The organism is Janibacter sp. LM, from assembly GCF_039631275.1.
In the GTDB taxonomy this organism is placed as follows: domain Bacteria; phylum Actinomycetota; class Actinomycetes; order Actinomycetales; family Dermatophilaceae; genus Janibacter; species Janibacter terrae.
The window spans coordinates 1-23,698 of the sequence record NZ_JBDIVG010000012.1 but is presented as its reverse complement, the minus strand read 5'-3'; the positions used below and the strand labels follow the sequence as shown (position 1 = coordinate 23,698).

The following is a 23,698-nucleotide window of genomic DNA, read 5'->3' as shown; positions in this document are numbered from 1 at the left end:
CGGGGAGGCCGCGCCGCCTCAAGATTATCGGGTCACCCGAGAAACCTCGGGTTCGCAAGAGTTTCAAACTCTTGCTGAGCGGGGGTTTAACGGGTGACCCGATAATCATGGGGCCAGTGGGACTCGCGCCCCCGCCACCCCACCTCAGGGACGAAGGGGGCGGACGCTCAGCTCGTCGCCGCCGCAGGTGCGTCCCTCGGCCGGGTCCTCGACGATCCGCGAGGCGTTGAGCACCGACAGCGAGTCGAAGCTCGGCCGGCCCTCGATGACCGAGCGGTACTGGTAGCGCACGAGGCGCTGGGCGCGGCAGGAGGAGTCGAAGGTCAGCACGTCGAAGGAGCTCGGCTGGCCGACGAGCTCGGCGTCGGGCCCACCGACGAAGTGCGACAGCGTCCCGCCGCCCGTGAAGGTGCCCACCTGCAGCCGGTTGCCGTCGAGCAGCGGGACATGGCCGTGCCCGTGGACGCGCAGCCGGCCGGGGGCGTCGTCGAGAGCGGGTGCCTCGTGGGACACGGTGATGTCGGGCGGCTCCTGCTCGCCGAGCGCCTCGAGCCACCGGTCACGCGCCGCGCCCTGGGCGTCGGTGGTGCCGTCGTCGGCGTCGCCGTAGTACCTCGGGTCGTTGAACCCGGCGATCCGCAGGCCGCCGATGTCGACCTCGCGGTAGCCGCCGTCGCCCGGCTCGAGCAGCTGCACCCCTTGCGTGCCCGCGAGCTCGTCGAGGAGCGCGGTGTCGCTCGGGCTGCTGCGGTCGTGGTTGCCCGCGACGAAGACGTACGGCACGCCGAGCGAGGTGATCGAGCGGTAGAGGTTGCTCAGGCGGGCCTCCTCGACGTGCCCGAGGTTGATGAGGTCGCCGGAGTCGATGACGACGTCGATGTCCTGCTCCTGCACGATCGTGCGCATCAGCGCGTACTGGTTGGCGGAGTGGATGTCGGAGACGAGCAGCACGCGCAGGGCCTCGCCGCCGGGGACCTCCTCGGGCGCGTACTCGTCCTGCATCGCGGCGGAGAGGGCGAGCAGGTTGCGCAGGTAGGGGGTCGCCTGGTCGGCGCGCTGCTCGACGTCGTCGAGGAGGCCGCGGTTGGCGATGGCCAGCTGGAGCAGCCCGGTCGAGTCGAGCGCGAGGAGCCGGTCGGCCTGGTAGGTGCGCTGCGCGGAGACCCCGGAGAGCGCGCACGTGAGGGCGGCGACGGTGAGCGAGCCGACCGCCGTCCGGGGCGAAGGGAGTCCCCGTCGCCGCAGGCCGACGCCGAGGAGGACGACGCCGAGCCCGAGCGCGGCACCGGCGGCGAAGCGCAGGCCGACGCCCGTCGCGGCCTCGCGGATGACCCGGGTGCGTTCGTCGGGGCCGACGTCGAGGGCGCTGGCGTCGAGGTCGCCGGAGCGGACGAGCTCGGTGATCTCCGGCTTGACGCGCGGCGCGACGTCGACGCCCGGGGCCAGCCCGGAGAAGCGGGCCGACACGCTCCCGACGACCGTGTCCGTCCCGATCCGCGAGCGGTCGCCCCACCCGGGGGCGAGCCGCACGTCGGCGGCGTAGTACCCGGTCTCGACCGTGACCGGCCACAGCGCGGCGGTGACGAGCCCACCGGCCAACGTCGCGGCGGCCACGAGCGCGGCCATGCCGGCGCGTCGCATCAGCTCGGTCCATCGCACCGCCCCACTGTAGGCAGACGGCCGCTGGCACCCACATTGCTACCTGTCGGTAACCGCGTCTAGGCTCACGGCATGAACGCAGATGCCATCGTCGTCGGCCACGGACTGGCCGGGCTCGTCGCGGCCGCGGAGCTCGCGGATGCCGGCCGACGGGTCCTCCTCGTCGACCAGGAGAGCGAGGCCAACCTCGGGGGACAGGCGCACTGGTCCTTCGGTGGGCTGTTCTTCGTCGACAGCCCCGAGCAGCGTCGCCTGGGCATCAAGGACTCCGCGGACCTCGCGCACTCGGACTGGATGAACACCGCCGGATTCGACCGGGACGAGGACCACTGGCCGCGCCGGTGGGCGCAGGCCTACCTCGACTTCGCCGGCGGGGAGAAGCGCGCCTGGCTCCACGAGCAGGGGATGCGCTGGTTCCCGATCGTCGGCTGGGCCGAGCGCGGCGACGGCTCCGCGCACGGCCACGGCAACTCGGTCCCTCGGTTCCACATCACGTGGGGGACGGGACCGGGGGTGGTCGCCCCCTTCGTCCGTCGTGTCGAGGAGGCGCGCGAAGGGGGCCTGGTCACCTACGCGCACCGCCATCGCGTCGACGAGCTGGTCGTCGAAGGGGGTGCCGTCGTCGGCGTCCGTGGCGTCCGGCTCGCGGCCGACCCGGCCGAGCGCGGTGTCGCGACCAACCGCGACCCCGTGGACGGATTCGAGCTGCGGGCGCCGGTCGTGCTCGTCGCCTCCGGCGGCATCGGCGGCAACCACGACCTCGTCCGGGAGAACTGGCCCGAGCGCCTCGGGACCCCGCCCCGGCGCATGGTCACGGGTGTGCCCGCGCACGTCGACGGCCGGATGATCGCCATCACCGAGGCCGCCGGAGGGCGCCTCATCAACCGCGACCGCATGTGGCACTACGTCGAGGGGATCCGCAACTGGGACCCGATCTGGGCCGGTCACGGCATCCGGATCCTGCCCGGGCCGAGCTCCATGTGGCTCGACGCCGAGGGCAACCGCCTGCCGGCGCCGCTGCTCCCGGGGTACGACACCCTCGGCACCCTCGAGCACCTGCGCCGGACCGGCCACGACCACTCGTGGTTCGTCACCAACCGGTCGGTCGCGGGCAAGGAGTTCGCGCTGTCCGGGTCGGAGCAGAACCAGGACCTCACCGGCAAGGACATCGGCGGCGTCATCCGCAAGCGCTCGCTCGCCGACGTCACGCCGTCGATGCAGGCCTTCCTCGACCACGGCGCCGACTTCGTCCAGGCCGACACGGTCGAGGAGCTCGTCGCGCAGATGAACGGGCTGGTCGAGGACGGTGAGCCGCAGCTCGACGTCGCGCACGTCAAGCGCCTGCTCGACGAGCGCGACGCGCAGCTGGACAACGCCTACTCCAAGGACGCCCAGGTCGCCGCGATGCGCGTGGCCCGCAGCTACATCGGGGACAAGATCTCCAAGCGGGCCTACCCGCCGCACAAGCTCCAGGACCCCAAGAAGGGACCGCTCGTCGGCGTCAAGCTGCACATCCTCTCCCGCAAGACCCTCGGGGGCTTCGAGACCGACCTGTCCGCGCGGGTCCTCGGGCACGACGGGGAGCCGGTCCGCGGGCTGTACGCGGCGGGCGAGGCGGCCGGCTTTGGCGGCGGCGGCCTCCACGGCTACCGCGCGCTCGAGGGCACCTTCCTCGGCGGGTGCATCTTCTCCGGCCGCACCGCGGGGCGGGCGATGGGCGCCGAGCTCGGCGACTGACCCCCTTCGTCCGGCCGCGGGAGCCCGCATTGCCCTAGGGGAATGCGGGCTCGCGGCTGCATTCCCCTAGGGCAATGCGAAGGGGGAGGGGTCGCGTCAGGCGGTGAGCAGGATCTTGCCGATGTGGCCGCTCGCCTCGAGCTCGCGGTGGGCGTCGGCCGCCCGGTCGAGCGGGTGCGTGCCCTGGACGATCGGGCGGACCGCGCCGTCCTCGATGAGCGGCCAGACGTGCTCGCGGACCGCGGCGACGATCGCCGCCTTCTCCTCAGCGGGTCGGGCGCGCAAGGAGGTCGCGATGACCGCGGCCCGCTTGCTGAGGAGCTTGCCGAGGTCGAGCTCGCCCTTGCGGCCACCCATGAGGCCGATGACGACCAGACGCCCCGACGTGGCCAGGACGTCGACGTTGCGGGGCAGGTACTTCGCCCCCATGAGGTCGAGGACCACGTCGGCGCCGTGGCCGTCGGTCGCGGCCCGGACCTCCTCGACGAAGTCCTGCTCCTTGTAGCCGACGAGGATCTCGGCGCCCAGCTCGCGGCAGACGTCGAGCTTGTCCTGCGAGCCGGCCGTCACCGCCACGCGCGCCCCGGCCGCCGTGGCGAGCTGGATGGCCATCGTGCCGATGCCGGAGGACCCGCCGTGCACGAGGAAGACCTCACCGGGCTGCAGGTTGGCCGTCATGAAGACGTTGGACCAGACCGTGCACGCCACCTCGGGCAACCCCGCGGCGTCGGTGAGGGAGACCCCCTTCGGCACGGGGAGGAGCTGTGCCGCGGGGACCTTGACCTGCTCCGCGTAGCCGCCGCCGTCGACGAGGGCGCAGACCTCGTCGCCGACGGACCAACCCTCGACCTGCGGGCCGACCTCGCGGACCGTGCCCGAGACCTCGAGGCCCGGCAGGGGGGAGGCGCCCTTCGGCGGCGGGTAGTGCCCGAGGCGCTGCATGACGTCCGCGCGGTTGACCCCCGCAGCGACCATGTCGACGACGACCTCGCCGGGACCCGCCACGGGCGCGTCGACCTCGGTGACCTGCAGGACGTCGGCGTCACCGGGCTCGGTGATGGAGATGCCGCGCATCAGGAGACCTTGTCGAGCTCGCCCTCGAGGTTGCGCATCGCGTCGGGCAGGTGGCCCGCCGACTTCTTGTAGAAGTGGGCCGCCTGGCGCGTGGCCATCGTGCGCGCCAGACCCATCGCGAGGCCCGCGAGGGCGGCGAAGGCGATCGCCTCACCGATCGGGTTCTCCGGGTTGTTGGGGTCGATCGACTCGTCCCTGCCGGCGCGCGACCAGATGATCTGCACGATCTTGTTCGCGACCATGCCGGCCAGGATCGCCGAGCCCGTGCCGAGGATCTTCCAGACCATGTTGCCCACGTCGGTGTTCCCTTCAACGTCGATCGGTGGTCGACGGACTCGCCCACCCGGTACGGGTCCCACACTGCCACAGGACGCCCTCCCGGTCCGCCGGGGCCACCGGCCTCGGTATGCTGGTCGGGCACGACAGGGGAGCGCAGCAGCGCTGAGAGTGCGGGCAACCGCAGACCCTCGTACCTGATCCGGCTAGCACCGGCGTAGGGAGTCGAGTCTCAAGGGACGTCGTCGCCGGCACGACCCTGCGGTCGCGTCGACGACCACGGCCCTCCCTGTGGGTTACGACACAGGAGATGCACCCATCATGACCACCACCACGTCCTCGACGGAGCGCGCCACCGCGACCGTCCTCGCCACCCGCCCGCTCATGCGGTGGCGCACCGTCGACCTGCTGACCATCGCCTTCCTCGGCGTGGCCTTCGGCGTCGCCTACTGGGGCTACGGCCTGCTCTACAACGGCCCGATCTCCGCGCTCGGGCTCGCCTTCCAGCCCCTCTTCGGGCTCTTCGTCGGCTTCTGGTTCATCGCCGGGATCGTCGGTGGCCTCGTCGTCCGCCGTCCCGGTGCCGCCCTGGCCTGCGAGCTCATCGCCGCGATCGTCTCGGCCCTCTTCGGCAACCAGTGGGGCGTGACGACCATCGTCTCCGGGCTCGCGCAGGGACTCGGGGCCGAGATCGCCTTCGCGATCTTCGCCTACAAGGCCTTCGGCCCCGCCGTCGCGGTCCTCGCCGGTGCGCTGTCAGCGCCCCTGGAGTGGGTCTACGAGATCGCGTACTACTTCACCGACTGGACCTGGACCTGGAAGCTCGCCTACCTCCCGCTCATGGTCGTCTCGGGTCTCGTCGTCGCCGGCCTCGGCGGGTGGCTGCTCACCCGGGCGCTCGCGCGGGCCGGCGCGCTCAACCCCTTCCCGCCCGGGCAGGAGCTCCTCGAGCGGCGGGCCGTCTGATCGGTGCCCGCTGACCATGCGGCCGGCGGGGGGCGGGTCGAGGTCGAGGGCCTCACCTGGCGCCCCGTCGGACGAAGGGAGCCGGTCCTGCGGGACCTGCACCTCACCCTCGACCCGGGCGAGCGCGTCCTGCTCGTCGGGCCGAGCGGGTCCGGCAAGTCCACGTTGCTGCGTGCCCTCGCCGGCCTGCTGCTCACCGTCGACTCCGGTGACCTCACCGGGTCCGTCCGGGTCGACGGGCGGGCCCCCGGGGAACGGCCCGGCACCGTCGGGCTCGTCCTGCAGGAGCCGGGCTCGGGCACCGTGGCCGCGACCGTCGAGCGGGACGTGGCCTTCGGCCTGGAGAACGTCGCGGTCGACCCCACCGACATGCCCGCCCGCGTGGCGGCCGCGCTCGCCGCGGTCGGCCTCGACCACCTCGACCCCGGCACCCCGACCGGCGCGCTCTCGGGCGGGCAGACGCAGCGCCTCGCGCTGGCCGGCGCCCTCGCCCTGCACCCCGCGCTGCTGCTCCTCGACGAGCCCACCGCCATGCTCGACGACGCGAGTGCCGCCCGGGTGCGCGAGGCCGTGGTCCGCGGCGCCGCCGGCGTCACGACCGTCGTCGTCGAGCACCGGCTCGGGCCGTGGCTGCCGCACGTCGACCGCCTGCTCGTCCTCGGCCGCGACGGCCGGGTGCACCACGACGGACCACCACGGACCGTCCTGGCCGACCATGGGGAGGCCCTCGCCGCAGACGGCATCTGGGTGCCCGACGTGCCCGCACCCGAGCCGCTCGCCATCGACCTCGGGCCGCTCGCCGTCCCGGCCACCGACCCGGTCATCACGGTCGACCCCCTCGTCGTCGAGCGTCGGCGCAGCCGCCTCGACGGCAGCAGCGAGGTGAGCACCGCCCTCGTCACGGACGCCCCGCTCGACCTCCGGGCCCACCGGGCCACGGCGCTCACCGGGCCGAGCGGTGGGGGCAAGAGCACGTGGCTGGCGGCGATCGCGGGGCTCCTGCCCCCTTCGTCCGGGGGCGTGACGACGGGCGACGGCCGGGACGTGGCCGGGTTGCCGGCGACGGAGGTCGCGCCGCTCATCGGATGGGTGCCGCAGTGGAGCTCGAGCGCGCTCCTCGCGCGGACGGTCCTGGACGAGGTGACCCTGACGGGCGCCACCCTCGGCGCCCCGGACGAAGGGGGCGCCCGTCACCTGCTCGAGGTGCTCGGCCTCGCGCACCTCGAGTCCGCCGACCCGCAGACCCTCTCCGGCGGCGAGCAGCGCCGCCTGGCCGTCGCCGCCGCCCTCGCCCACGGCCCGGCCGCCGTGCTCGCCGACGAGCCGACTGTCGGCCAGGACCGGGGCACCTGGTCGGCCGTGACCGGGCTCCTCCTCGCGCACCGCGCCCGCGGCGGCGCGGTCGTCGCCGCCACGCACGACGCCGACCTCGTCGCGCTCGTCGACGAGACCAGGCCCGTCGTGCCACCGCCCGCGGCGCCGCCCCGGACCACCCCGCGTGCGGTCCTGTCGCGCTGCGGTCCGCTCTCCCTCTTCGCCGCTGCCGCCCTGCCGATGGTCGCCGCGGTCCTCTCGCCGGGCTGGCAGGTCTCGCTCGCGATCCTCGGGCTGCTCGCTCTCGGTGCACTCGTCGGTCTGGCCAACCTGCGCGGGTCGGGCGGCGGGTGGACCGACGCCGCGCGGTGGCGCGCGCTCGGTATCCGGCTCGTCCCGGCGCTCCTCGGTGCTCTCGGCGTCGGGTGGTCGACCTGGCTCCTCGGGGCGCGCGAGGTCGACACGGCGCTGTCCGCGGCGACACGGTTGCTCGTCATCGTCGTCCCCTCGGCGATCACCCTCGCCTTCGTCGACCCGGACGACCTCGCCGACCACCTCGCCCAGCGGCTGCGGCTGCCGCCGCGGCCGGTCGTCGCCCTCGGCGCGGCGCTCCAGCGCGTGCAGTCCTTCGGCGAGGTGTGGGCCGAGATCGGGTGGGCGCGCCGGCTGCGCGGCCAGGGCATCACGTGGCGACGGCCGGGGTCGGTGCTCGCGCACCTGTGGGCCTCGACCTTCGGCATGCTGCTGCGCTCGCTCGGGTCGGCCGCGACCCTCGCCGTGGCGATGGACGCCCGGGGCTTCGCGACGGCGGGCCGGCGCACCTGGGTCTCACGGGCGCCGTGGACCCGGGCCGACACCCTCGTCGTCGTGGCCGCGCTCGTCCCGGTCGTGGTCGCGCTCGCCGCGCGGGCCTGACTCAGCAGGAGCCCTTGAGCTCCTCGAACCAGGCGATCTGCCACCCCGACGGGCTGGGCCACTGCCGGTTGATGACGTGGAAGCGCACCGGGTGCGGGCCCGGCCCCTGCGAACCCTCGACCTTGGCGCCGCTCGCGTCGACCGCGTACGTCGCGCTCTCGTCGATGCACCCGCGCACCTCGACGAAGGGGGCCACCGCCGCCCCGCCCTTCGCGGGCGGGTCCAGGTCGATGTCGGTCGCCTCGGGGTCGGCGGTGAGCTTCGCCTGGCCCGACAGCCGGTGGTGCTCGACATCGAGCTCGCCGGCCTCGGCGACGACCGAGGTGGCCGCGCGCCCCTCGGCGAAGCCGATCGAGGAGGTGTCGCGGTAGCTCCCGGGGTCGCTGAGCACGGTGTTGCGGCCGCTCACGTACTGGTACACGGCCCCGCGGGCGCGCTCCTTGGCCACCTCCTCGCCGGTCGGGGGCGTCGTCGTGCTCGAACTGACGAGCTGCCGGTCGATGGTCTCGTCCGGGTACTCCTCGCCGCACCCGGAGAGGAGGAGCCCGGCGACCGCGACGAGGACGAAGGGGGTGGTGCCCGCGTGGCGTCGGGTCACTTGGTGACCACCTGGTTCTCGCCGATGCGGACCCAGAGGGACTGCGGGAAGGAGAGCGTCGTGCTGTCGGGACCGGCCGCGTCGCGGAAGTCGATCTTCCAGTGCGTCGTGACCCGCACGAGGTAGTTGCCGGGCTTCTTGTACTTGTGCCCGCAGGTCGGCGTGCGGTCGCGCATGTACGGCATGAAGGCCGGGCTCTTCCCGCAGGACTTCGTCGTGCCGTCCCCCATCTCCCACACGACGTGGCTCACGCGTGCGTTGATGTAGTAGCCCGTCGACTCATCGGTCGCCTCGATCGGGCCCCACTGGGAGTCGAAGGGGGCGCGGGGCCACATCCACACCCACAGGCCGACGGGAGCCATGCGCCAGCCGTCGAAGCGGGAGTGCATCGGCACGGGGTTGGGGGCCAGACCGGGGTACATCGCGCGGAACTTGGTCCGCACGCCCCGCTCGAGGTCCTCCTGCAGGTTGCCCGGGCTGTCGGTGCGCGGCTCGCGCACGGACCAGAAGGAGTCCTTGGGGACGACCTGGCCCTCGTCGTCCAGGCCGAAGCAGGTGTAGAGCTTGCCCCTGCGCTGCCACAGGGGGTCCGACGGGTCGGGCTGGGGGTCTGCGGCGAGGACGTAGCACTGCCGCTCGTTGCTCCAGGAGCCACCGACGGCGTTCTCGCAGGGGACGGCCTCGTGCTCCGGCGCTCCGCGGTTGCACGGCGGGATGACCTTGCCGCCGCCGCCCTTGCCCCCGTCGCCGTTGCTCTTCTCACCGCCGAAGATGATCCGGCAGCTGGCGTTGAGCCCGAAGTTCTGGCAGATGCCCGCGTCGCTCGGGGGCGCGGTGGCCAGCGAGGTGACGAGCAGCAGGAGGGTGACGCCGAGGACGCCGAGGAGCCGCTCGCGGCGCAAGAGGGTCGGGGCGGACATGTGGGCCTCCTCAGACCGCGTGGTGGGTGGTCGTCCGCGTCTGCGCCGCGGTGAGCTCGGGCAGGGTGGCGAGCAGCTGGAGCGAGGCCGCCTCGAGCTCGCGGTCGGCGAGGCGCGCGCAGTCGGCGAGGCCGACCGCCGCGGCCTCCACGGCGGGCAGGTCCCCGAGCTCGTGTGCGGCGAGCAGCTGCATCCGCCACAGGGCCTCGACCCCGGGCTCGACCGTGAGGCCGACGACGGTCGCGTCGAGGGCGGTCGCCCAGCGGCCGGCCATGAGGAGCCGTCGGGCGAGCTCGGTGGCCGTGGTCGTGATGGCGAAGACCATCTGGGCCCGCAGCGCCTCGGCCCACACGTAGTGGCGCGGGTGCACCCCGGCGAAGGGGCGGCCACGCACCAGGCCGAGCGCCTGCTCGAGGTGGTCGGTCCCGGCGACGGAGGGGTCGCCGGGGACGAGCCCGCGGAAGAGTCCCCAGTCGCTCACGAGACCCTCGGCGGCCGTGCGGCCGGCGTCGGGCAGAGGGGTCTGCACGAGCCACTCGCCGAGGCCGGTGAGCGCGCGGTTGCGCACGAGCACGTGGTCGTGCTGGGCCCGGTTGGGCCACAGGGCGTCGTCGACCTCGCTGCCGCTCGCGCCCGGGTGGAGGTTGACGAAGGCGGCGAGCTCGGTGAGCCGCATGCGGTGGGCGGCGGCCACCTCACCGACGTTGTCGATGTCGACCGGCCCGAGCACGCGCAGGACCGGCGCGTGCGTCGGGGCGGCGAGCTCGCGGACCCGCTCCGGGAAGGCGATGACCGGCGGCAACGGCGTACCCGGGGTCGGGGTGATCTGGTTGGACAACCAGTGGGGCGCGCTCGCCAGGGCGGTGAGGTCCAGGCCCCCGGTGCGGCGCACCGTCGGGACGTCGTCGCCCGGCGTCGACGAGCTCTGCGCCACCGGGGTGTGGACCGGCGTGTTCCAGCGGACCGGCGTCCCGTGGGCGACCCGGTCGTGCGACTGCGAGCGGCGCACCGTGGGGGCGTCGTCGACGGGCAGGTCGGCGGAGGGGTTGACGATGATGCCGGGCGCGCCCATGGCGGCCGCGGCCTCGCCGATGCTCGCCAGGGTCGGCTCGCCGTCGGGGGGCGCCCAGCGGTCGGTCGACGGGGCGACGAGGGCGAAGAGGTCGGCGAGCCGGGCGGCGTCGTGCTCGCTGAGGCGCTGCGGGTGCAGCTGCAGGTATGCCGGGGAGAGGACCGCGGTGCTCGGGTCGTCGGCGATGGTCAGCGCGTCCGCACCGTCGGGGGCGCTCGTCGCCGCGTGTGCGAGCGCGACGCGGGGGGAGGAGGCCACGGCCGTGTCGAGTCGGCGGCGGTCGCGGGCGTCGAGGTCGCCGCTGACGATGATGACCTCGCGGGCCGTCGGGCTGATCTGGACCTCCACCGAGAGGGTGTAGGTCGCCATGTCGGGCACGAAGCGCACCCGGGGGGAGGCGATGACCTGCTCCAGGGACGCATCGCCCCCGATGACCGTGACGGTCGTCGCGTCGGACCACGGGGCGGTCGCCAGCGCCAGCGTCATCGCGGCCAGGGTCTCGCGGGTGTGCTCGCCGGCACCCACGACCGCGAAGGTGCGGGCCTGCGCGAGGTTGACGAGGACCTGGGCGCCCTCGTCGTCCTGGCCGACGACGACCAGGGACGGGAAGGGGGCAGCGACCTCGGCGAGTGCCTGCCGGTCGAGCGTCACGGCCCGGTCGACGGCGAGGGTCCACAGCCGCGGGTCGGCGGTGGAGGTCCACGGCGCCGGCAGCCGCATGGGGTCGGCGAGCTGCACGTCGAGCTGCTCGCGGGTCATGCGGACCGAGTACAGCCCGGGCAGGGCGCGGCCGGCGTCTGCTGCGGATGCGGCGACGTGGCGCAGCGCGAGGTCGATGGTCTCGGCGGTGTGACGGTCGGCCGCGAGCCGCAGGTCCCGCTCGAGCCCGGTCGGGTCGGACCGGTCGGGCGTGCCCAGCCGCGCTGCGTGGCGGCGCCGCGCCAGGTCGACGAGCGCGACGAGGCCGGCGGCGGTGAGGCCCGACAGGCCGAGGACGGTGCTGCCCCACTCGTCCGCGGGGTCTCCGGCGAGCGTCGGGTCGAGCGCACCCCGGTCGGTGTCGTCGGCGTCGTCCGCGGTGGTGTCGGCAGCGGTGTCGCTGCCGAGGTTCGCGGCCGCGGTGTGGATGGTGGCGCCGGACCCGGCGCCGGCACCGGCCGCACCCGTCGTGGCGTCCTTCGCAGCGGGGTCGGCGGCGGAGTCGGCGGTGGTGTCGGCGGCGGGCGGCGTCGTGGTCGCCGAGGCGTCCCCGTCGCCGGGCAGCTGGAGGGTCCAGCCCGGCTTGATGAGGTCGGGGTCGGTCAGGCGGTCGCCGTCCGGCTGCTCGACCGAGCCGGTCGCATCGACGATCTCGGTGTAGCGGTCGCCCGACCCGAGCTCGTCCTCGGCGATGTCCCAGAGGGTGTCGCCCGCCTCGACGGTGCGGGTGTCCTCCGAGGGAGCGGTGTCGCTCGCTGCGTCAGCGGGCAGCTGCAGGGTCTGGCCGGGTGAGATCCAGTGAGAGGCCGGGATGGTGTCCCGGTTGAGGTCGACGATCTCGGTGTAGCGGGTGCCGTCACCGAGGCGCTGCTCGGCGATCGACCACAGGCTCTCGCCCCGGGCGACCTCGTGGCTGACGCTCTCGCGGGTGTCGCTCGCCCGGTCCGCGGTGGGGGCATCGCTCGCGACCTGGTCCGCCACGGCGCCCGCAGCGGAGGTGGCCGCGAGACCACCTGCGAGGGCGGTCGAGGACGCTGTCGTGGACCCGACGTCGCCCGGCATGGGGGCGGCGCTGGCGGTCGCCCAGCTGCCGACCGCGGGGAGGCTGACGAAGAGCAGCGCCGCCGTGCCGACGACGTAGCGGGCGATGCCCTGCGGGAGCGAGAGGCCCGGCAGCTGGGGCACGTCGGTGCCGAGCAGCCGCGCCACGACCTCGAGGACGATCGAGAGGACGATGAAGAGCCATGCCAGCCACGCGGCGTAGCGGAAGATCGTGATGAGCACGGCCCCGTCGTCAGGGGTCGTGACGGCGTCCCACATCTCGGCGGGGGAGACCCACCGATCGGGGACCGGGCCGGCGCCGATCTGGGACATCAGCCAGGGGAAACCGACGACCAGCAGGAGGATGCCGACCAGGGCCAGCAGGCCCTTGGCCCTAGCGGCAGGAGCCGTACGCTTGTTCACTGGGGTCGTACTCCTCTCCTGAGAGGTCGGTGCGGTACTGGTAGGCACTCGCCTCGCCGGTCAGCTGCTTGGAGCCCGCGCCGACGGCGCCGAGGAAGATCGGGTCGTACGTGACGCTCGTGCGCACGGTGATGGCGTGGCCACCGTCGGTCACCTGCACGGACTCGAGCCTGACGTCGGTGGGGTTGTCGGCCATGAACTCCTGGGCGGCCAGCCGGGCCAGGGGAGCCGGCACCTCGACCTCCGCGCCCTGGATGGCGCACCCCTTGTCGATGGCCTGCCCCGCGTAGCGGGCTGTCTCGGCGGCGACGTCGTTGGCGCGCTGGAGGGCGCGCACCTGCCCGCCCCCGTCGACGACCAGGCCCACGAGCGGGATCGTCGCGATGACGGCGGAGACGAAGTAGGTGCTCAGCGAGCCGCGCTCGTCGCGCAGCCGCGTCCGGGACGTAGGGAGGGACATCAGCGCTCCCGGTAGGTGTCGACGGGGCTCTTGGCGGAGGCCTCGACCGTGCGGGCGCCGTCGATCCCCGGGAGACCGAGGCCGCTCAGGTCGACCTTGCAGGTGACCGTGGCCGTGACGGACTGGCCGACGACGCCGGGATCGGTGTCCTTGCCGGTGAGGTCGAGGGCGACGTCCAGCTGGGTGCACTGGGTGCCCTGCTCGTCGAGGACCCGGGCCGCGGCCTCGCGGCCACGCTCCTCGGAGTCGCCCCCGCGCTCGATCGTCACGCTGCGTGCGGCCGCGCTCGCGGCCGACTGCATGGTCTGGTTGGCGATGGCGAGGCGCCCGCCCATGACGAGCAGCCCGAGCAGGAGCATGAAGGCCGGACCGAGGATGACCAGCTCGATGCTCGCCGAGCCGCGGTCGCCGGCCCATCGGCGCGGGGTCACCACGTGACACCACCCCCGGAGTCCTCTGCCCCGGTGAACTCCTCGATCGGGCGCGTGGAGGACTGCTCGACCGTCGGGTCCCACCCGGGGACGAGCGACATCGTCGTCCCGCGGACCTCCACGGTCACCGTCCCGGCGACCTGGTCGCGCTCGATCCGCACCTCAGGACGTTCGAGCAGGCCCTCACCGCCGGCCTTGCGGGCGAAGGCCAACGCGGCCGACCTCCCGTCGGCGTCGGTGGCCCGGAACGCGGCCGCTCCCCGCGCGCCGTCCTGGGCCGCGGCCATGGCCACGGTGCGGCCCTGGTAGTACACGGCGCCCTGGACGGCGAGCAGCAGCATGCTCAGGGCGAGGGGCAGGAGGACGACGAGCTCGAGCGTCAGCGCGCCTCGGTCGGAGCGCCAGCGCTCCGACCGTGATCGGCGTCCCCTGCCTGCGGTCATGTGATCAGTTGATCTCGCTGGTCTTGCGCTGGACGAAGGTCTTGATCGCGGTGAAGACGATGCCGACGACGGTGATGGCCGCCACGGCCCAGAGCACCTGCTCGATGGTGATCGACCCGCGGTCCTGGCGGGCGCGGTCGATGACGTCGGCCTGGCGGTCGAGGTAGTCCATGGTCTGGGCGCCCAGAACCTGGAACGTCGCGAACAGCTGGATCATGGTGAGTGCTCCCGGATGACGTGAGGTGACGCCCGGGGCTGGCGTGTCCCCCCGGACGGGCCCAAGGCTATCGGAGTCCTCCCGGGGACCCAAGGAGAGAACTCCCCGTCATCGCACGTCGACGGGGCTCAGGTGCCCCAGACCTCGAGCAGCGCCGGTGTGACGAGGATGATCATGAAGATCAGACCGAGCGCCGACATCGGCAGGGACATGCGCTCCCCGGTCGCGTTGGCCTCCGCGAGGGCGGAGTTGAGCTCGGCGGTCCGCATGGACTGCGAGCGGGAGCGCAGGGTCGCGTAGACCTGCGCCCCCTCCTCGCCGGACAGGCGCATGATGTCCGCCAGGTCGGCGAGCTCGGGCAGGCCCAGCTCGTCGGAGAGCTTGCGCAGGGCGTCCCACGGGGGCAGGCCCGACCAGCGGGAGCGCGCCAGCTCGGTGGCCAGGCGCCGGAAGACCCACGAGTCGCCGATGTTCGCGGCGATCTCCATGGCCTGCCGCGGCCCCGACCCGCTGTTGCGCTCCAGGGCCACGAGGTCGATGTACGAGGCGAGGGCGCGGCCGAACTCCTTGCGGGCGGCCTTGGCGTCGTCCTTGATGTTGTAGTCCGGGAGGAAGAACATCGCGATGGCGCCGACGACGCTGGCTCCGGGTGCCACGATCCACGGCAGGCCGAGGCCGAAGGTCTGGAGGATCAAGATCACCAGCACGGGCAGGAAGGCGCCGAGGATGGCGAAGAGCACCTTCTCGCCGTAGAAGCGGTGGACCGGCACGCGCATCAGCGCCAGCTCCCGGTACGGCGGGGCGGCCAGCGAGTCGAGGGGCAGCGTGCGCATGGCCCAGCGGCCGAGCCGGTCCCGGGAGTCGCCGTCGGTCTCCGTCTCCGCTGCGACGGCGGCGCCGGAGAGGCTGCGGTCGGAGGAGAGGCGGTCGAGGGCGGTCGCCAGGTCGACCTGCGCGGGCCGGATCCGCCAGATGAGCAGCGAGACCCCCAGGCCCACGAGGGCACCCGCGAGCATCGCGATCTGCAGGGACGTGGTCACGGCTGGGCCTCCCGGGCGACCTCGTTGCCGATGAACCGAGGCAGCTTCTTGCCCTTCGCCATCGACTTCATCCACACGAGCGCGGCGACGTAGGCGGCGAGGAGCACGGCGAGGAGGAGCTGGCCGATCCCGCTGCGGTACGGGTCGAGCATGTCCGTGAAGAAGAACAGCACGACGAGGACCACGAGCGTGATGATCGTGACCCAGCGGGCGGTGGCCCGTGGCTTCGCCCGGTCCGCCTCGACCATCCGGCGGGAGCGGACGTCCTCGCCGACGGAGACGGCCACCGACTCGAGGACGCTCGCCAGGCCCGCACCGCGACGCTGGGCGCCGAGCAGCAGGTTGGCGGCGAGCAGGTCGCCGGTCGAGTCGTCGAGGTCGTCGGCGAAGGCGCGCAGCGCCTCCTCCGTGGGCCAGCGCGCCCGCAGTCGGGCGGCGAGCAGGTTGACCTCCGGCTGGATCTCCTTGGGTGCCGACCGCAGCGTCGCGACGATCGCCTGCTCGAGGCCGACCCCGACGGTGAGGACGCCGGCGAGCGAGCGGGTCCACTCCTCCATGGCCTCCAGGCGGTCGACCTGGGCGGCGGCGTCCCCCGAGCTCAGCAGCCACGGCAGGCCGATGATGGCGGCGGGGATGAGGACGATGGCGATGACCCACCCGGTCACCAGGGCGAAGAGGAGGCCGGCCAGGACCCCGACGATGATGATCTGCTGCGTCCGTCGCGGCAGCCGGTCCCACGCGCTGTCGCGGGCACCCGCGGCCACCTTGACCTTCTTGGCGCGCGGTGGCACCTTGCGCAGGCCCTCGACGAGGAGGATCAGGCCGGCCACGACCAGGGCGCCCATGAGTGCCCCGATCATCCAGGGGCTCACGGTGCGCCCGCCCGGGCGAAGTACCCCTCGATGTCGAACCCCCACCGCGCCAGGGCCCGGTAGTCGTCGGGCAGGACGCCCGGCGTCGGCGGCCCGCCGTGCGGGCTGGGCTGGAAGACGTGGGTGGTCGCCGGACCGTCCTCGCCGGGATGGATGACGATGATCTCGCTGATGTAGCGCTCGCGGCGCGCCTGGCCGTCCTCCGTCGGGGTCGTGTCGAGCTGGACCTGGACGATGACGTCGATGTGCTCGGCGATCGCCCGCTGGGCGTACGCCTCGGTGACGTGCGAGCCGGCCTCCATGGCGCAGGTGACGAGCTTGCGGATCGCGCCGATGGCGTTGGCCGAGTGGGTCGTGCTGATCGAGCCGGACCCGGACTGCATCGCCTTGATCATCGCGAGGACCTCGCGACCGCGGACCTCACCGACGATCTGCCGGGAGAGGTTGAACCGGAAGGAGTCGTAGAGCAGGTCGTCGAGCGGGATCTCACCGGCCTGACGACCGTCGGGGCCGACCTCCCCGGACCCGGGGCGGGACTCCCACGCCACGATGCGGCGGTGCTTGTCGGGCAGCTCGTGCAGGTGCAGCTCGTACTCGGTCTCGAAGGTGCCGATGCGCTCCCACGGGTCGAGCTCGGCGCACAGGGCGCGGACCATCGTCGTCTTGCCGGCGCCCTGGGCGCCCGCGACGACGATGCTCTTCTTCGCCTTGACGGCCGCCCGCAGGAAGGAGACGGCGACGGAGTCGAGCATCCCGCGCGCGGACAGCTCCTCGAGCGTGATCTCGCGCAGCCGGTGGCGACGGATGACGAGCGAAGGGCGCGGCGTCACCCACGCGGTCGCGGCCAGTCGTGCCCCGCCGTCGAGGCGCATGTGCAGGCGCGGCTGCGCCTCGGAGAAGGGACGGGCGTTGACCTCCGAGCGCGAGGCGAGGAAGACGAGGAAGTCGATGAGCTCCTGGTCGTTCTCCGCGACGGGCGGGCCGGGGCGCAGGGTCCCGTCGGTGTACTCGAGGAGCACGTTGTCGCAGCCGGTGATCTCGATGTTCTCCACGCGCTCGTCGTCGACGAGGGGCTGGAGCCTGCCGAGGCCGAAGAGGGCGTCGAAGACGGCCTGACCGATGCGGTCCTGCTCGTCGATCGACCACGCGCGGCGACCGACGGCGAGGTTGTTGGCGGCCGTGGTCTGCAGCAGCTCGACGATGATCGAGCGGCCGAGCTCCCGCTGCGCCGCGGGCTCGATGTGCTGGCGGTCCTGCAAGGCACCGGTGAGCATCTCGGAGGCCTGCGTGCGCAGCTCGGCCACCTGCGACCAGTCGACCTCGCTCGCGTGGGCGACGTCCGCGCTCAGCCGCTGGGCGGGGACGGTCGGGAGCGTCGCAGTGGCGGGCATGGAGGGCATGGAGGCCGTGGCACTCGCGGGCGCCATCCCCCACGTGGGCGGCGGGGGTGTGTGCTCGGGGGCGGCGTGCCGGTCGTACGGCGAGACGGAGCCTGCGCCGGCGGCGAGACGCTGCGCGACCTCGTCCCGAGGGTGGGTGCGCTCGTCCGGGTCGGGCTGCGCGGCGAAGAGCGGCAGGGCGGTCGGGTCGTCAGGGCGGCCGCCGGGAGGGGTGGTCACTGGGTCCCCCCTTCGTGGACGCGCTGGCCCAGGCGTTGGCGGTTGCCCGCGATGAGGCCCTGGACCGAGCTCACGGTCGCCCGGAGCGAGCGGTTGAGCGGGCCGGTGGCGAAGTTCTTCCTCGGGCGCGTGCCCGCGTAGTACACGGACGCCGCCTCGGGGTCGAAGGGCAGCTCGGCGATGACCGGCAGCCCGAGGACCGAGCGGATCTCTCGGCTGGTGTACGGCCGGCCCGGGCCGACGAGCAGGACACCCAGCTGGTGCGCGGCCCCGACGGAGGCCATCTGCTCGCGGAGCGAGTGGGCCCAGGCGCGCGCACCCGCGACGGCCGGCAGGTCGCTCCGCAGGACGAGCAGCGACATGTCGGACGAGCGCACGATCGGCAGCGGCGCGTGGGCCAGACCGACGCGTCCGGCGTCGACGACGACGTCGACGCCGCGCTGCTCCATGCCGCGCAGGACCCCCGAGAGCGGTTCCCACAGATTGGTCATCGACGCCGCCTGCTGGTGGGAGCGGATGCCGGGGACGAACTCCACGGACGACCCCGGCAGGGTCATCGACACGGTGGCGATCGCGGAGCCGAGGTTGCCGACGCGGTTGGCGACGGCGAGGTCGAGCAGCCCGCGGTCATGGGCGGTCTGCCCCTGCAGGTAGCCCGCGAGCACCGACGAGGACCCCGACGGGTCGGCGTCGACGAGCATGACGTGGCGCTGCCAGGCGAGGGCCAGCCCGAGCGAGGAGACCGTGATGCCCGGCGAGCCCGAGGCGGAGAAGAGGGTGACGACTGCCATCAGCTGCTCGTGCTGCTCGAGCTCGGGGACGTGGACCCGGTGGACCCCGTGTCCTCGGAGGCACCGGCGTCCGAGCCGGTCTGCGCGGACGCGACCTGGATCGCGACCTCCTGCCGGGAGGCGGCCGCGGTGATGGCCTTGGCCTGGCTCTCGGGGACCTCGACGTCGACGAGGCGGGTCTGGCCGTCCTCCGACATCCGCGCGCTCAGGACGTACCCGGCGACCGGCTCCTGCGGGGCCCCCGCGTCCGCGCTCGCCGGGACGATGACGACCTCGATCGGCTCGCCGTTGCGCAGCTCGCCGGCGATGGACTGCCCGGGCATCAGGGCGAGACCGACCTCGCGGTGCCCGGCGCGGGGGGCGATCTCCGCGGCCACCGACTCCCGGGTGACGAGGGACCCCTTCGCCATGTCGACCGTGGCGTAGGTGCCGACGATGACGCCCTGCTGGCTCCACAGGACCGGGGAGATCGCGCCGTCCCGCTTGAGCTGGGTGCGCACCAGGTCGGTCTCCTGGATCTGCTCGCCGCGCTGGACGTCCTCGCGCACGGCGACATAGGACTCGGTGCCGGAGAGCGACGACAGCAGCCATGCGCCGAGGAGCGCGCCCAGCGCGATGAGCAGGACCGAGAGCGCGACGAGCATCGGGCGACGGCGCAGCTTCGGCGGCTCTGGCGCGGTGGCGAGCTCGACGTTGCTCGAGTCCTTGCCCGAGCGGGTGCGTCGGGTGGCCTGCTCGGGGGGCGGCGCGGGCGTGGGGGCGGTCATCGGTGGGTCTCCCTGGTGCGTACGTGCCCGAGGGAAGTCGTCGGCACCGCCCCCGGATGTCCGGGTTCAGGCTAGGGCACGGTGGGCACGTGGTCATCCGCGGGCGGCGCGGGCACGATGGGGACATGTCCCGTCTGCTCGTCGTCCACCACAGCCCGACCCGGTCCACCCGCGCCCTGCTCGACGCGGCCCTCGAAGGCGCGCACCACCCGGACATCGCCGGGGTCGAGGTGCAGGTCGTCCCGGCCCTGGAGGCGACCTCCGACGACGTCCTCGCCGCCGACGGGTACCTCCTCGGGACCCCGGCCAACTTCGGGTACATGTCCGGGGCGCTCAAGCACTTCTTCGACTCGACCTTCCTCCAGGTCGGTGGCGCGCTCGACGACTCCGGCGGCGGTGACCCCACCGGCGCCGGGCCGACCGCCAAGCGGCCCTTCGGTCTGTGGGTCCACGGCCGCTACGACGTGACCGGTGCGGTCCGCGCGGTCACCTCCATCGTCGGTGCGCTCGGCTGGCGGCAGTCCGCCGACGTCCTCGAGGTCCTCGGCGACGTCGACGAGGCCGCGCTCGAGCGCGCCCGCGAGCTCGGCGGGACCCTGGCCGCGCTCCTGGCCTGAGGGCGAAGGGGAGCGCTCCCCATTCCCCCCTGCGTCACCTCTCCCTACGGTCGGTCAGGACGACGACCGGTGCCACGAGGGGACCCAGATGGCCGCCCAGACCACGCGATTTCGCGCCCGCACGATCCGGGCGAGCAGTCTCGACCTGCTGACGCAGCTGGTGCGCGGGCGCGCCCCGGACGGCCGCGACGAGGACTGGGGTGAGCTCGTCGAGGCCGGCTTCTGCACCGCGGAGCGCGCCCTGCGGCCCCGGTGGGCCCGGGTGCTCGGCGGGGCCTCGCGCGCCCCCGTCGGGCTGCGCGTCGACTCGCGGCTCGGCCGGGCCGGCATGAGCAGCACGCTCGCCCTCACCCCGGGCATCGGGCTCTCGGTCACCGAGCGTCGCCGGCTGCGCGTCACCGACGCCCACGTCGAGGTCGAGGCGGTCGAGGACGCGGTCGAGATCGCGCTCTTCGACCCGCGCCTGGTCTGGCCGGCCGTCCAGCGGGTCCTGCCGCCGTCCGCCGCGGTCCGGGCCGAGGGCAGCGCTGCCACCGCCACCGACGAGCGCACCGTCGGCGTCATCGCCGAGGTGCCCGAGCGCACCGCACTGCCCGAGAGCGTGCTCGCCGCGCTCGCGGGCGCCGACGTCGAGGTCAACCTGGCGCTGCGCGTGGACAACGGGACGTCGACCCCCTTCGTCACGAGCCGGCACTGGCTCGAGGCCGACGACCACCGTCTCCTCGAGGTGCGCCTCCTCCGGGACGCGGTCACGGTCGTCGACGTGCCGCACGGCACCGTCGCCGACGAGGTCGCCTGGCTGGCCGTGGGGGCGTTCGACCTGCGGAGGCGCGTGGGGCAGACCGCGTCATGAGCGTCCGCGAGGGGATGGACGTCGAGCGGGTGCGCTCGATCGCCGCGGGGCTCGGCCGGTCCGGGGAGGGCCTGCGCGCACTGCGTGACGAGGGGTCGTCGCGACTGCGGGTCCTGCAGGACGCGTGGTCGGGGCCCGACCTCGATGGCTTCGGCGTCGGGTGGGAGACGGGCGCGGCGTCGCTCGAGGGCGCGGCGGACTCCCTCGTCGCGATGCACCGGGCGCTGCTGCGCCAGGCGGGCGAGCAGGAGGCGACCTCCGACGCGGTCGGGGGCGGGGGCCGGGGACCGGGCTGGCCCGACCGACCCGGGGTGCCCGACGTCGTCCCGGACGACGTCTTCGACGACCTCTTCGGGGGCGGCTTCGGCGGCGGCTGGGACCTGCCCGATCCCTTCGGCGGGCCGCGCGACGCCTGGGACCGCGGCACCGACACCGTCGAGGACGCGTGGGACTGGGCCGGGGACCGCGGTGACGACCTCGCCGAGTGGGGCCGCGGAGGCCTCGACTGGCTCGGCGACCGCGGTGACGACCTCGCCCACGTCGCGCGCGGGCTCTGGGACGACGAGGTGCTCGCCCGCTGGGACGCGGGCGTCGAGGCGCTGGCCCGCCTGGGGCCCTCCGTGGTCGACGTCGGGGAGCAGCTCACGCAGGTCTTCACCGAGGGCCGCTGGCCGCGGTTCCACGAGGTCCTCGCCAGCGGGCTGCTGCTCGCGGGCCGCACCGCCGGGCTCGGCGTCAACCTGCTCACGGGCGAGGACCACCGGATCCTCGAGAGCGGCGACGGCGTCGTCACGTCCCGGCACGAGCTCACGACGAGCACGCCGGACGGCCGGGGTCGGGTCCCGACGGACCTCGACGCGCTCATGGACATCCAGAGCGACACCTACGACTCCACCGAGGGGCGCGGCAGCGACAACCGGCACGTCCGGGTGACCGAGGTGGTGCAGCCCGACGGCACGTCCGCCTATGTCGTGACGGTGCCGGGGACCAGCGGCCTCTTCGACTTCCCGGGGTCGGTCGCCGGCGGCGACGACGCCTTCGACAACACCTCCAACCTCGAGCTGCAGGCGGGCCGGCGCAGCGCCTCGATGGAGGCGGTGATGGCGGCGATGGCGGAGGCGGGCATCCCGGCGGACGCGCCCGTCATGCTCCAGGGCCACAGCCAGGGCGGCATGGTGACGGGCGAGCTCGTCCAGGACCCGGAGTTCATGGACCGCTACGACGTCACCCACATGATCACCCAGGGCTCGCCCAACGACAGCCGGAGCATTCCCGAGGGGGTGCGGACGCTCGCGATCGAGCACACCAACGACATCGTGCCCATGGTCGACCTCGGGGACGCCCTCGCCGGACCGCCCGTGCCGCTGCCGCTGCCCGGCCCGCTGCCGACCGTCGTCCTGCCGATGATCCCGATCCCCAACCTCGACCCCGCGCTCGCCGGCTCGGGGGACCACGTGACGCAGGTGCGGGTCGACCCCAACCCCGGCGTCGCCCCCCTCGGCGTGCCCGATGCCATGAACGCGCACCACTACGACCAGTACGCCGACACCGTGCGCCGGGAGATCGCCGCGGGCAACCGGGCCCTCACCGACTACGCGGCCAGCGCCGGCATCGACGTCTTCCTCACCGACGACCCGGGCTCGGTGCGCATCACCGAGTACGGCACCGGCCGCCGGTGACGATGCGGTTGGATGGCGTCATGCGTGTCGCCGCGGTGATCCTGGTCAGCAGCTCGCTGCTCGGCGCCTGCTCGTTCTTCGGCGGGGACGACAACCCGGTCCCCGAGGGCGACGCCTGGCGCACCGAGGTCGTCGAGGCCATCGCGACGACGCCGGGCGTGACCTCGACCGAGATCACCGTGCACGACGTGGACGCGGGCACGGGGTACACGGGGCCCCTGGTCCGGGGCGCCTTCAGCGTCACGGGGGACACCGGTGCGGTCGTCGACGACGCCCTGCGCCGGGCCAGCGACGTCCTCGGCGAGGAGTCGGCGGGCGTGCGGATCAAGCTGTCGGTCACGGGCGAGGACGGGCGGCCCCGCCGGCTCGACGAGCTCGGTTACCCCGGCGTGCGCGACGGCGGCTCCCTGTGGGAGGCCACCCACTGACCGCACGTGCGGAGCACGAAGGGGGGATCCCGCCGGTCGGCGGGATCCCCCCTTCGCGTCCTGCCGGGAGATCGTGGCGTCAGGCGTGGCGCGGGCTGTAGCGGCTGTGGCGAGGGGCGTAGCGCGCGTTGGCGCGGCGCAGCGTGAGGCCCGCGACGGCGACGAGGACCGCGTAGGCGACGAGGGCGACCCAGCCGCCGGACCACGTCACGGCAGAGCCGATGAGGACGACCGCGACGGCCACGCAGGCGACCGCGACGAGGTTGCGGCGGATCGCCGTGACCGACTCGGGGGTGGCGTGGCGGCTGCGCAGGCTGTGGCCCATCGGCGGGGCGACGGCCTCGGCGACCGGCTCCGGCTCGGCGACGGGGACCACGACGCTCTGGACTGCGGCAGCGGACTCCTCGACGGCGTCGCGGTAGGCGAGGCGCGGGATGACGGCGGTGTCGACCGCGTCGTCATCGGTCGCGAGCATGGCCTCGAGGTCCTCGGCCCGGATCGTCTGCAGCGCGGCCCGGGTCGGCAGGTCCGTGGGGTGGCTGGTGGTGGAGGTCGTGCGCGCCGTGCTCATGTGTGCCATGATCCCGCGCCGGGCAGCCGAACCCGTGCAGGTTCAACCGTCCCGGCGTGTCCCGAGCCGCCCGAGGGCGCGCGTCACGTCCGCCACGCGCGCCTCGGCCGAGTTGACCCGGTCACGTGCGGCGACGAGCTGCGCGCGGACCTCGGACTCCGCGAGCCGGGCTGCGGCCAGCTCGCGCTCGGCCTCGCGCAGCTCGTCGCGGGCCGC

23 protein-coding genes and 1 riboswitch are annotated in these 23,698 nt (G+C 73.9%); of the genes, 7 read left to right on the top strand and 16 right to left on the bottom strand.

The annotated features are described in order from the left end of the window. Positions 1-144: 144 nt before the first annotated feature. Positions 145-1,659, bottom strand: coding sequence for a metallophosphoesterase (locus ABC138_RS08235; RefSeq protein WP_345913307.1), 1,515 nt, complete (start codon positions 1,657-1,659; stop codon positions 145-147). 72 nt (positions 1,660-1,731) lie between these two features. Here ABC138_RS08235 and ABC138_RS08230 point away from each other — a divergent pair, with 72 nt between their 5' ends. Continuing rightward, entirely contained in the window at positions 1,732-3,396 is a 1,665-nt protein-coding gene (locus tag ABC138_RS08230) for an FAD-binding dehydrogenase (RefSeq protein ID WP_068328443.1), read from the top strand. 96 nt (positions 3,397-3,492) lie between these two features. Here the strand turns inward: ABC138_RS08230 and ABC138_RS08225 are convergent, their stop codons facing one another. Continuing rightward, positions 3,493-4,470: an NAD(P)H-quinone oxidoreductase gene (locus tag ABC138_RS08225; protein WP_345913305.1), complete on the bottom strand. Its 978-nt coding sequence runs from the start codon at positions 4,468-4,470 to the stop codon at positions 3,493-3,495. Then, positions 4,470-4,757: a DUF4235 domain-containing protein gene (locus tag ABC138_RS08220; RefSeq protein ID WP_245634783.1), complete on the bottom strand. Its 288-nt coding sequence runs from the start codon at positions 4,755-4,757 to the stop codon at positions 4,470-4,472. Before ABC138_RS08220 ends, ABC138_RS08225 begins: the two co-directional genes overlap by 1 nt. A 127-nt stretch (positions 4,758-4,884) precedes the next feature. Further along, positions 4,885-4,987: riboswitch (TPP riboswitch) on the top strand. An 80-nt stretch (positions 4,988-5,067) separates the two neighbouring features. On the opposite strand from ABC138_RS08220, the gene ABC138_RS08215 reads away from it, so the two are divergent. Together ABC138_RS08215 and ABC138_RS08210 are read left to right on the top strand one after the other, a co-directional pair. Then, a complete protein-coding gene (locus ABC138_RS08215; RefSeq protein ID WP_068424060.1) occupies positions 5,068-5,712 on the top strand; it encodes an ECF transporter S component in 645 nt (214 codons plus the stop codon). A gap of 3 nt (positions 5,713-5,715) precedes the next feature. Continuing rightward, entirely contained in the window at positions 5,716-7,941 is a 2,226-nt protein-coding gene (locus tag ABC138_RS08210; protein ID WP_345913300.1) for an ATP-binding cassette domain-containing protein, read from the top strand. A gap of 1 nt (position 7,942) precedes the next feature. On the opposite strand, the gene ABC138_RS08205 is transcribed toward ABC138_RS08210, so the two are convergent. The 12 genes from ABC138_RS08205 to ABC138_RS08150 form a co-directional block, all read right to left on the bottom strand. Beyond that, entirely contained in the window at positions 7,943-8,539 is a 597-nt protein-coding gene (locus ABC138_RS08205) for a hypothetical protein (protein WP_345913291.1), read from the bottom strand. Continuing rightward, positions 8,536-9,459, bottom strand: a complete 924-nt coding sequence (locus ABC138_RS08200) for a PKD domain-containing protein (protein ID WP_068424064.1) — start codon at positions 9,457-9,459, stop codon at positions 8,536-8,538. Before ABC138_RS08200 ends, ABC138_RS08205 begins: the two co-directional genes overlap by 4 nt. A 10-nt stretch (positions 9,460-9,469) precedes the next feature. Then, positions 9,470-12,694: a LysM peptidoglycan-binding domain-containing protein gene (locus ABC138_RS08195; protein WP_345913288.1), complete on the bottom strand. Its 3,225-nt coding sequence runs from the start codon at positions 12,692-12,694 to the stop codon at positions 9,470-9,472. Next, the gene (locus tag ABC138_RS08190) at positions 12,666-13,154 is read right to left on the bottom strand and encodes a hypothetical protein (RefSeq protein ID WP_068328463.1); all 489 of its coding nucleotides are present in this window, start codon (positions 13,152-13,154) and stop codon (positions 12,666-12,668) included. Before ABC138_RS08190 ends, ABC138_RS08195 begins: the two co-directional genes overlap by 29 nt. After that, on the bottom strand, positions 13,154-13,585 hold the full coding sequence (locus ABC138_RS08185) for a TadE/TadG family type IV pilus assembly protein (protein ID WP_245634784.1): 432 nt from the start codon (positions 13,583-13,585) through the stop codon (positions 13,154-13,156). Before ABC138_RS08185 ends, ABC138_RS08190 begins: the two co-directional genes overlap by 1 nt. Beyond that, a complete protein-coding gene (locus ABC138_RS08180; RefSeq protein ID WP_068328466.1) occupies positions 13,582-14,028 on the bottom strand; it encodes a TadE/TadG family type IV pilus assembly protein in 447 nt (148 codons plus the stop codon). Before ABC138_RS08180 ends, ABC138_RS08185 begins: the two co-directional genes overlap by 4 nt. 4 nt (positions 14,029-14,032) lie before the next feature. Then, on the bottom strand, positions 14,033-14,245 hold the full coding sequence (locus ABC138_RS08175; RefSeq protein WP_068328469.1) for a hypothetical protein: 213 nt from the start codon (positions 14,243-14,245) through the stop codon (positions 14,033-14,035). 128 nt (positions 14,246-14,373) lie between these two features. Beyond that, positions 14,374-15,285, bottom strand: a complete 912-nt coding sequence (locus ABC138_RS08170) for a type II secretion system F family protein (protein ID WP_068328473.1) — start codon at positions 15,283-15,285, stop codon at positions 14,374-14,376. Beyond that, positions 15,282-16,145, bottom strand: coding sequence for a type II secretion system F family protein (locus tag ABC138_RS08165; protein ID WP_068328476.1), 864 nt, complete (start codon positions 16,143-16,145; stop codon positions 15,282-15,284). The genes ABC138_RS08170 and ABC138_RS08165 overlap by 4 nt, the downstream gene beginning before the upstream one ends. A gap of 8 nt (positions 16,146-16,153) precedes the next feature. Next, complete coding sequence (locus ABC138_RS08160) at positions 16,154-17,776, bottom strand: ATPase, T2SS/T4P/T4SS family (protein ID WP_345913281.1); 1,623 nt, start codon at positions 17,774-17,776, stop codon at positions 16,154-16,156. Beyond that, the gene (locus ABC138_RS08155; RefSeq protein WP_345913279.1) at positions 17,773-18,567 is read right to left on the bottom strand and encodes a hypothetical protein; all 795 of its coding nucleotides are present in this window, start codon (positions 18,565-18,567) and stop codon (positions 17,773-17,775) included. The genes ABC138_RS08160 and ABC138_RS08155 overlap by 4 nt, the downstream gene beginning before the upstream one ends. Further along, on the bottom strand, positions 18,567-19,334 hold the full coding sequence (locus tag ABC138_RS08150) for an SAF domain-containing protein (protein ID WP_345913275.1): 768 nt from the start codon (positions 19,332-19,334) through the stop codon (positions 18,567-18,569). The genes ABC138_RS08155 and ABC138_RS08150 overlap by 1 nt, the downstream gene beginning before the upstream one ends. A gap of 125 nt (positions 19,335-19,459) precedes the next feature. Between ABC138_RS08150 and ABC138_RS08145 the strand changes: the two genes are divergently transcribed. From ABC138_RS08145 to ABC138_RS08130, 4 genes are all read left to right on the top strand, one after another. Next, on the top strand, positions 19,460-19,951 hold the full coding sequence (locus ABC138_RS08145; RefSeq protein WP_068328486.1) for an NAD(P)H-dependent oxidoreductase: 492 nt from the start codon (positions 19,460-19,462) through the stop codon (positions 19,949-19,951). A gap of 88 nt (positions 19,952-20,039) precedes the next feature. Continuing rightward, a complete protein-coding gene (locus ABC138_RS08140; protein ID WP_345913270.1) occupies positions 20,040-20,804 on the top strand; it encodes a hypothetical protein in 765 nt (254 codons plus the stop codon). After that, positions 20,801-22,483: a hypothetical protein gene (locus ABC138_RS08135; protein WP_345913269.1), complete on the top strand. Its 1,683-nt coding sequence runs from the start codon at positions 20,801-20,803 to the stop codon at positions 22,481-22,483. The genes ABC138_RS08140 and ABC138_RS08135 overlap by 4 nt, the downstream gene beginning before the upstream one ends. Positions 22,484-22,503: 20 nt before the next feature. After that, a complete protein-coding gene (locus ABC138_RS08130) occupies positions 22,504-22,911 on the top strand; it encodes a hypothetical protein (protein ID WP_338537398.1) in 408 nt (135 codons plus the stop codon). Between the two features lie 79 nt (positions 22,912-22,990). Here the strand turns inward: ABC138_RS08130 and ABC138_RS08125 are convergent, their stop codons facing one another. Continuing rightward, positions 22,991-23,482 carry a hypothetical protein gene (locus tag ABC138_RS08125; RefSeq protein ID WP_068328497.1) on the bottom strand — a complete coding sequence of 164 codons (492 nt, stop codon included), beginning with the start codon at positions 23,480-23,482 and terminating at the stop codon, positions 22,991-22,993. Positions 23,483-23,698 lie beyond the last annotated feature (216 nt).

Bases quoted from the DNA above. Each gene is read 5' to 3' on its own strand.
- ABC138_RS08230 (WP_068328443.1), top strand. From the start codon at position 1,732: ATGAACGCAGATGCCATCGTCGTCGGCCACGGACTGGCCGGGCTCGTC.
- ABC138_RS08225 (WP_345913305.1), bottom strand. From the start codon at position 4,470: ATGCGCGGCATCTCCATCACCGAGCCCGGTGACGCCGACGTCCTGCAG.
- ABC138_RS08220 (WP_245634783.1), bottom strand. From the start codon at position 4,757: ATGGTCTGGAAGATCCTCGGCACGGGCTCGGCGATCCTGGCCGGCATG.
- ABC138_RS08215 (WP_068424060.1), top strand. From the start codon at position 5,068: ATGACCACCACCACGTCCTCGACGGAGCGCGCCACCGCGACCGTCCTC.
- ABC138_RS08200 (WP_068424064.1), bottom strand. From the start codon at position 9,459: ATGTCCGCCCCGACCCTCTTGCGCCGCGAGCGGCTCCTCGGCGTCCTC.
- ABC138_RS08190 (WP_068328463.1), bottom strand. From the start codon at position 13,154: ATGTCCCTCCCTACGTCCCGGACGCGGCTGCGCGACGAGCGCGGCTCG.
- ABC138_RS08180 (WP_068328466.1), bottom strand. From the start codon at position 14,028: ATGACCGCAGGCAGGGGACGCCGATCACGGTCGGAGCGCTGGCGCTCC.
- ABC138_RS08175 (WP_068328469.1), bottom strand. From the start codon at position 14,245: ATGATCCAGCTGTTCGCGACGTTCCAGGTTCTGGGCGCCCAGACCATG.
- ABC138_RS08165 (WP_068328476.1), bottom strand. From the start codon at position 16,145: ATGATCGGGGCACTCATGGGCGCCCTGGTCGTGGCCGGCCTGATCCTC.
- ABC138_RS08155 (WP_345913279.1), bottom strand. From the start codon at position 18,567: ATGGCAGTCGTCACCCTCTTCTCCGCCTCGGGCTCGCCGGGCATCACG.
- ABC138_RS08150 (WP_345913275.1), bottom strand. From the start codon at position 19,334: ATGACCGCCCCCACGCCCGCGCCGCCCCCCGAGCAGGCCACCCGACGC.
- ABC138_RS08145 (WP_068328486.1), top strand. From the start codon at position 19,460: ATGTCCCGTCTGCTCGTCGTCCACCACAGCCCGACCCGGTCCACCCGC.
- ABC138_RS08140 (WP_345913270.1), top strand. From the start codon at position 20,040: ATGGCCGCCCAGACCACGCGATTTCGCGCCCGCACGATCCGGGCGAGC.
- ABC138_RS08135 (WP_345913269.1), top strand. From the start codon at position 20,801: ATGAGCGTCCGCGAGGGGATGGACGTCGAGCGGGTGCGCTCGATCGCC.
- ABC138_RS08130 (WP_338537398.1), top strand. From the start codon at position 22,504: ATGCGTGTCGCCGCGGTGATCCTGGTCAGCAGCTCGCTGCTCGGCGCC.
- ABC138_RS08125 (WP_068328497.1), bottom strand. From the start codon at position 23,482: ATGAGCACGGCGCGCACGACCTCCACCACCAGCCACCCCACGGACCTG.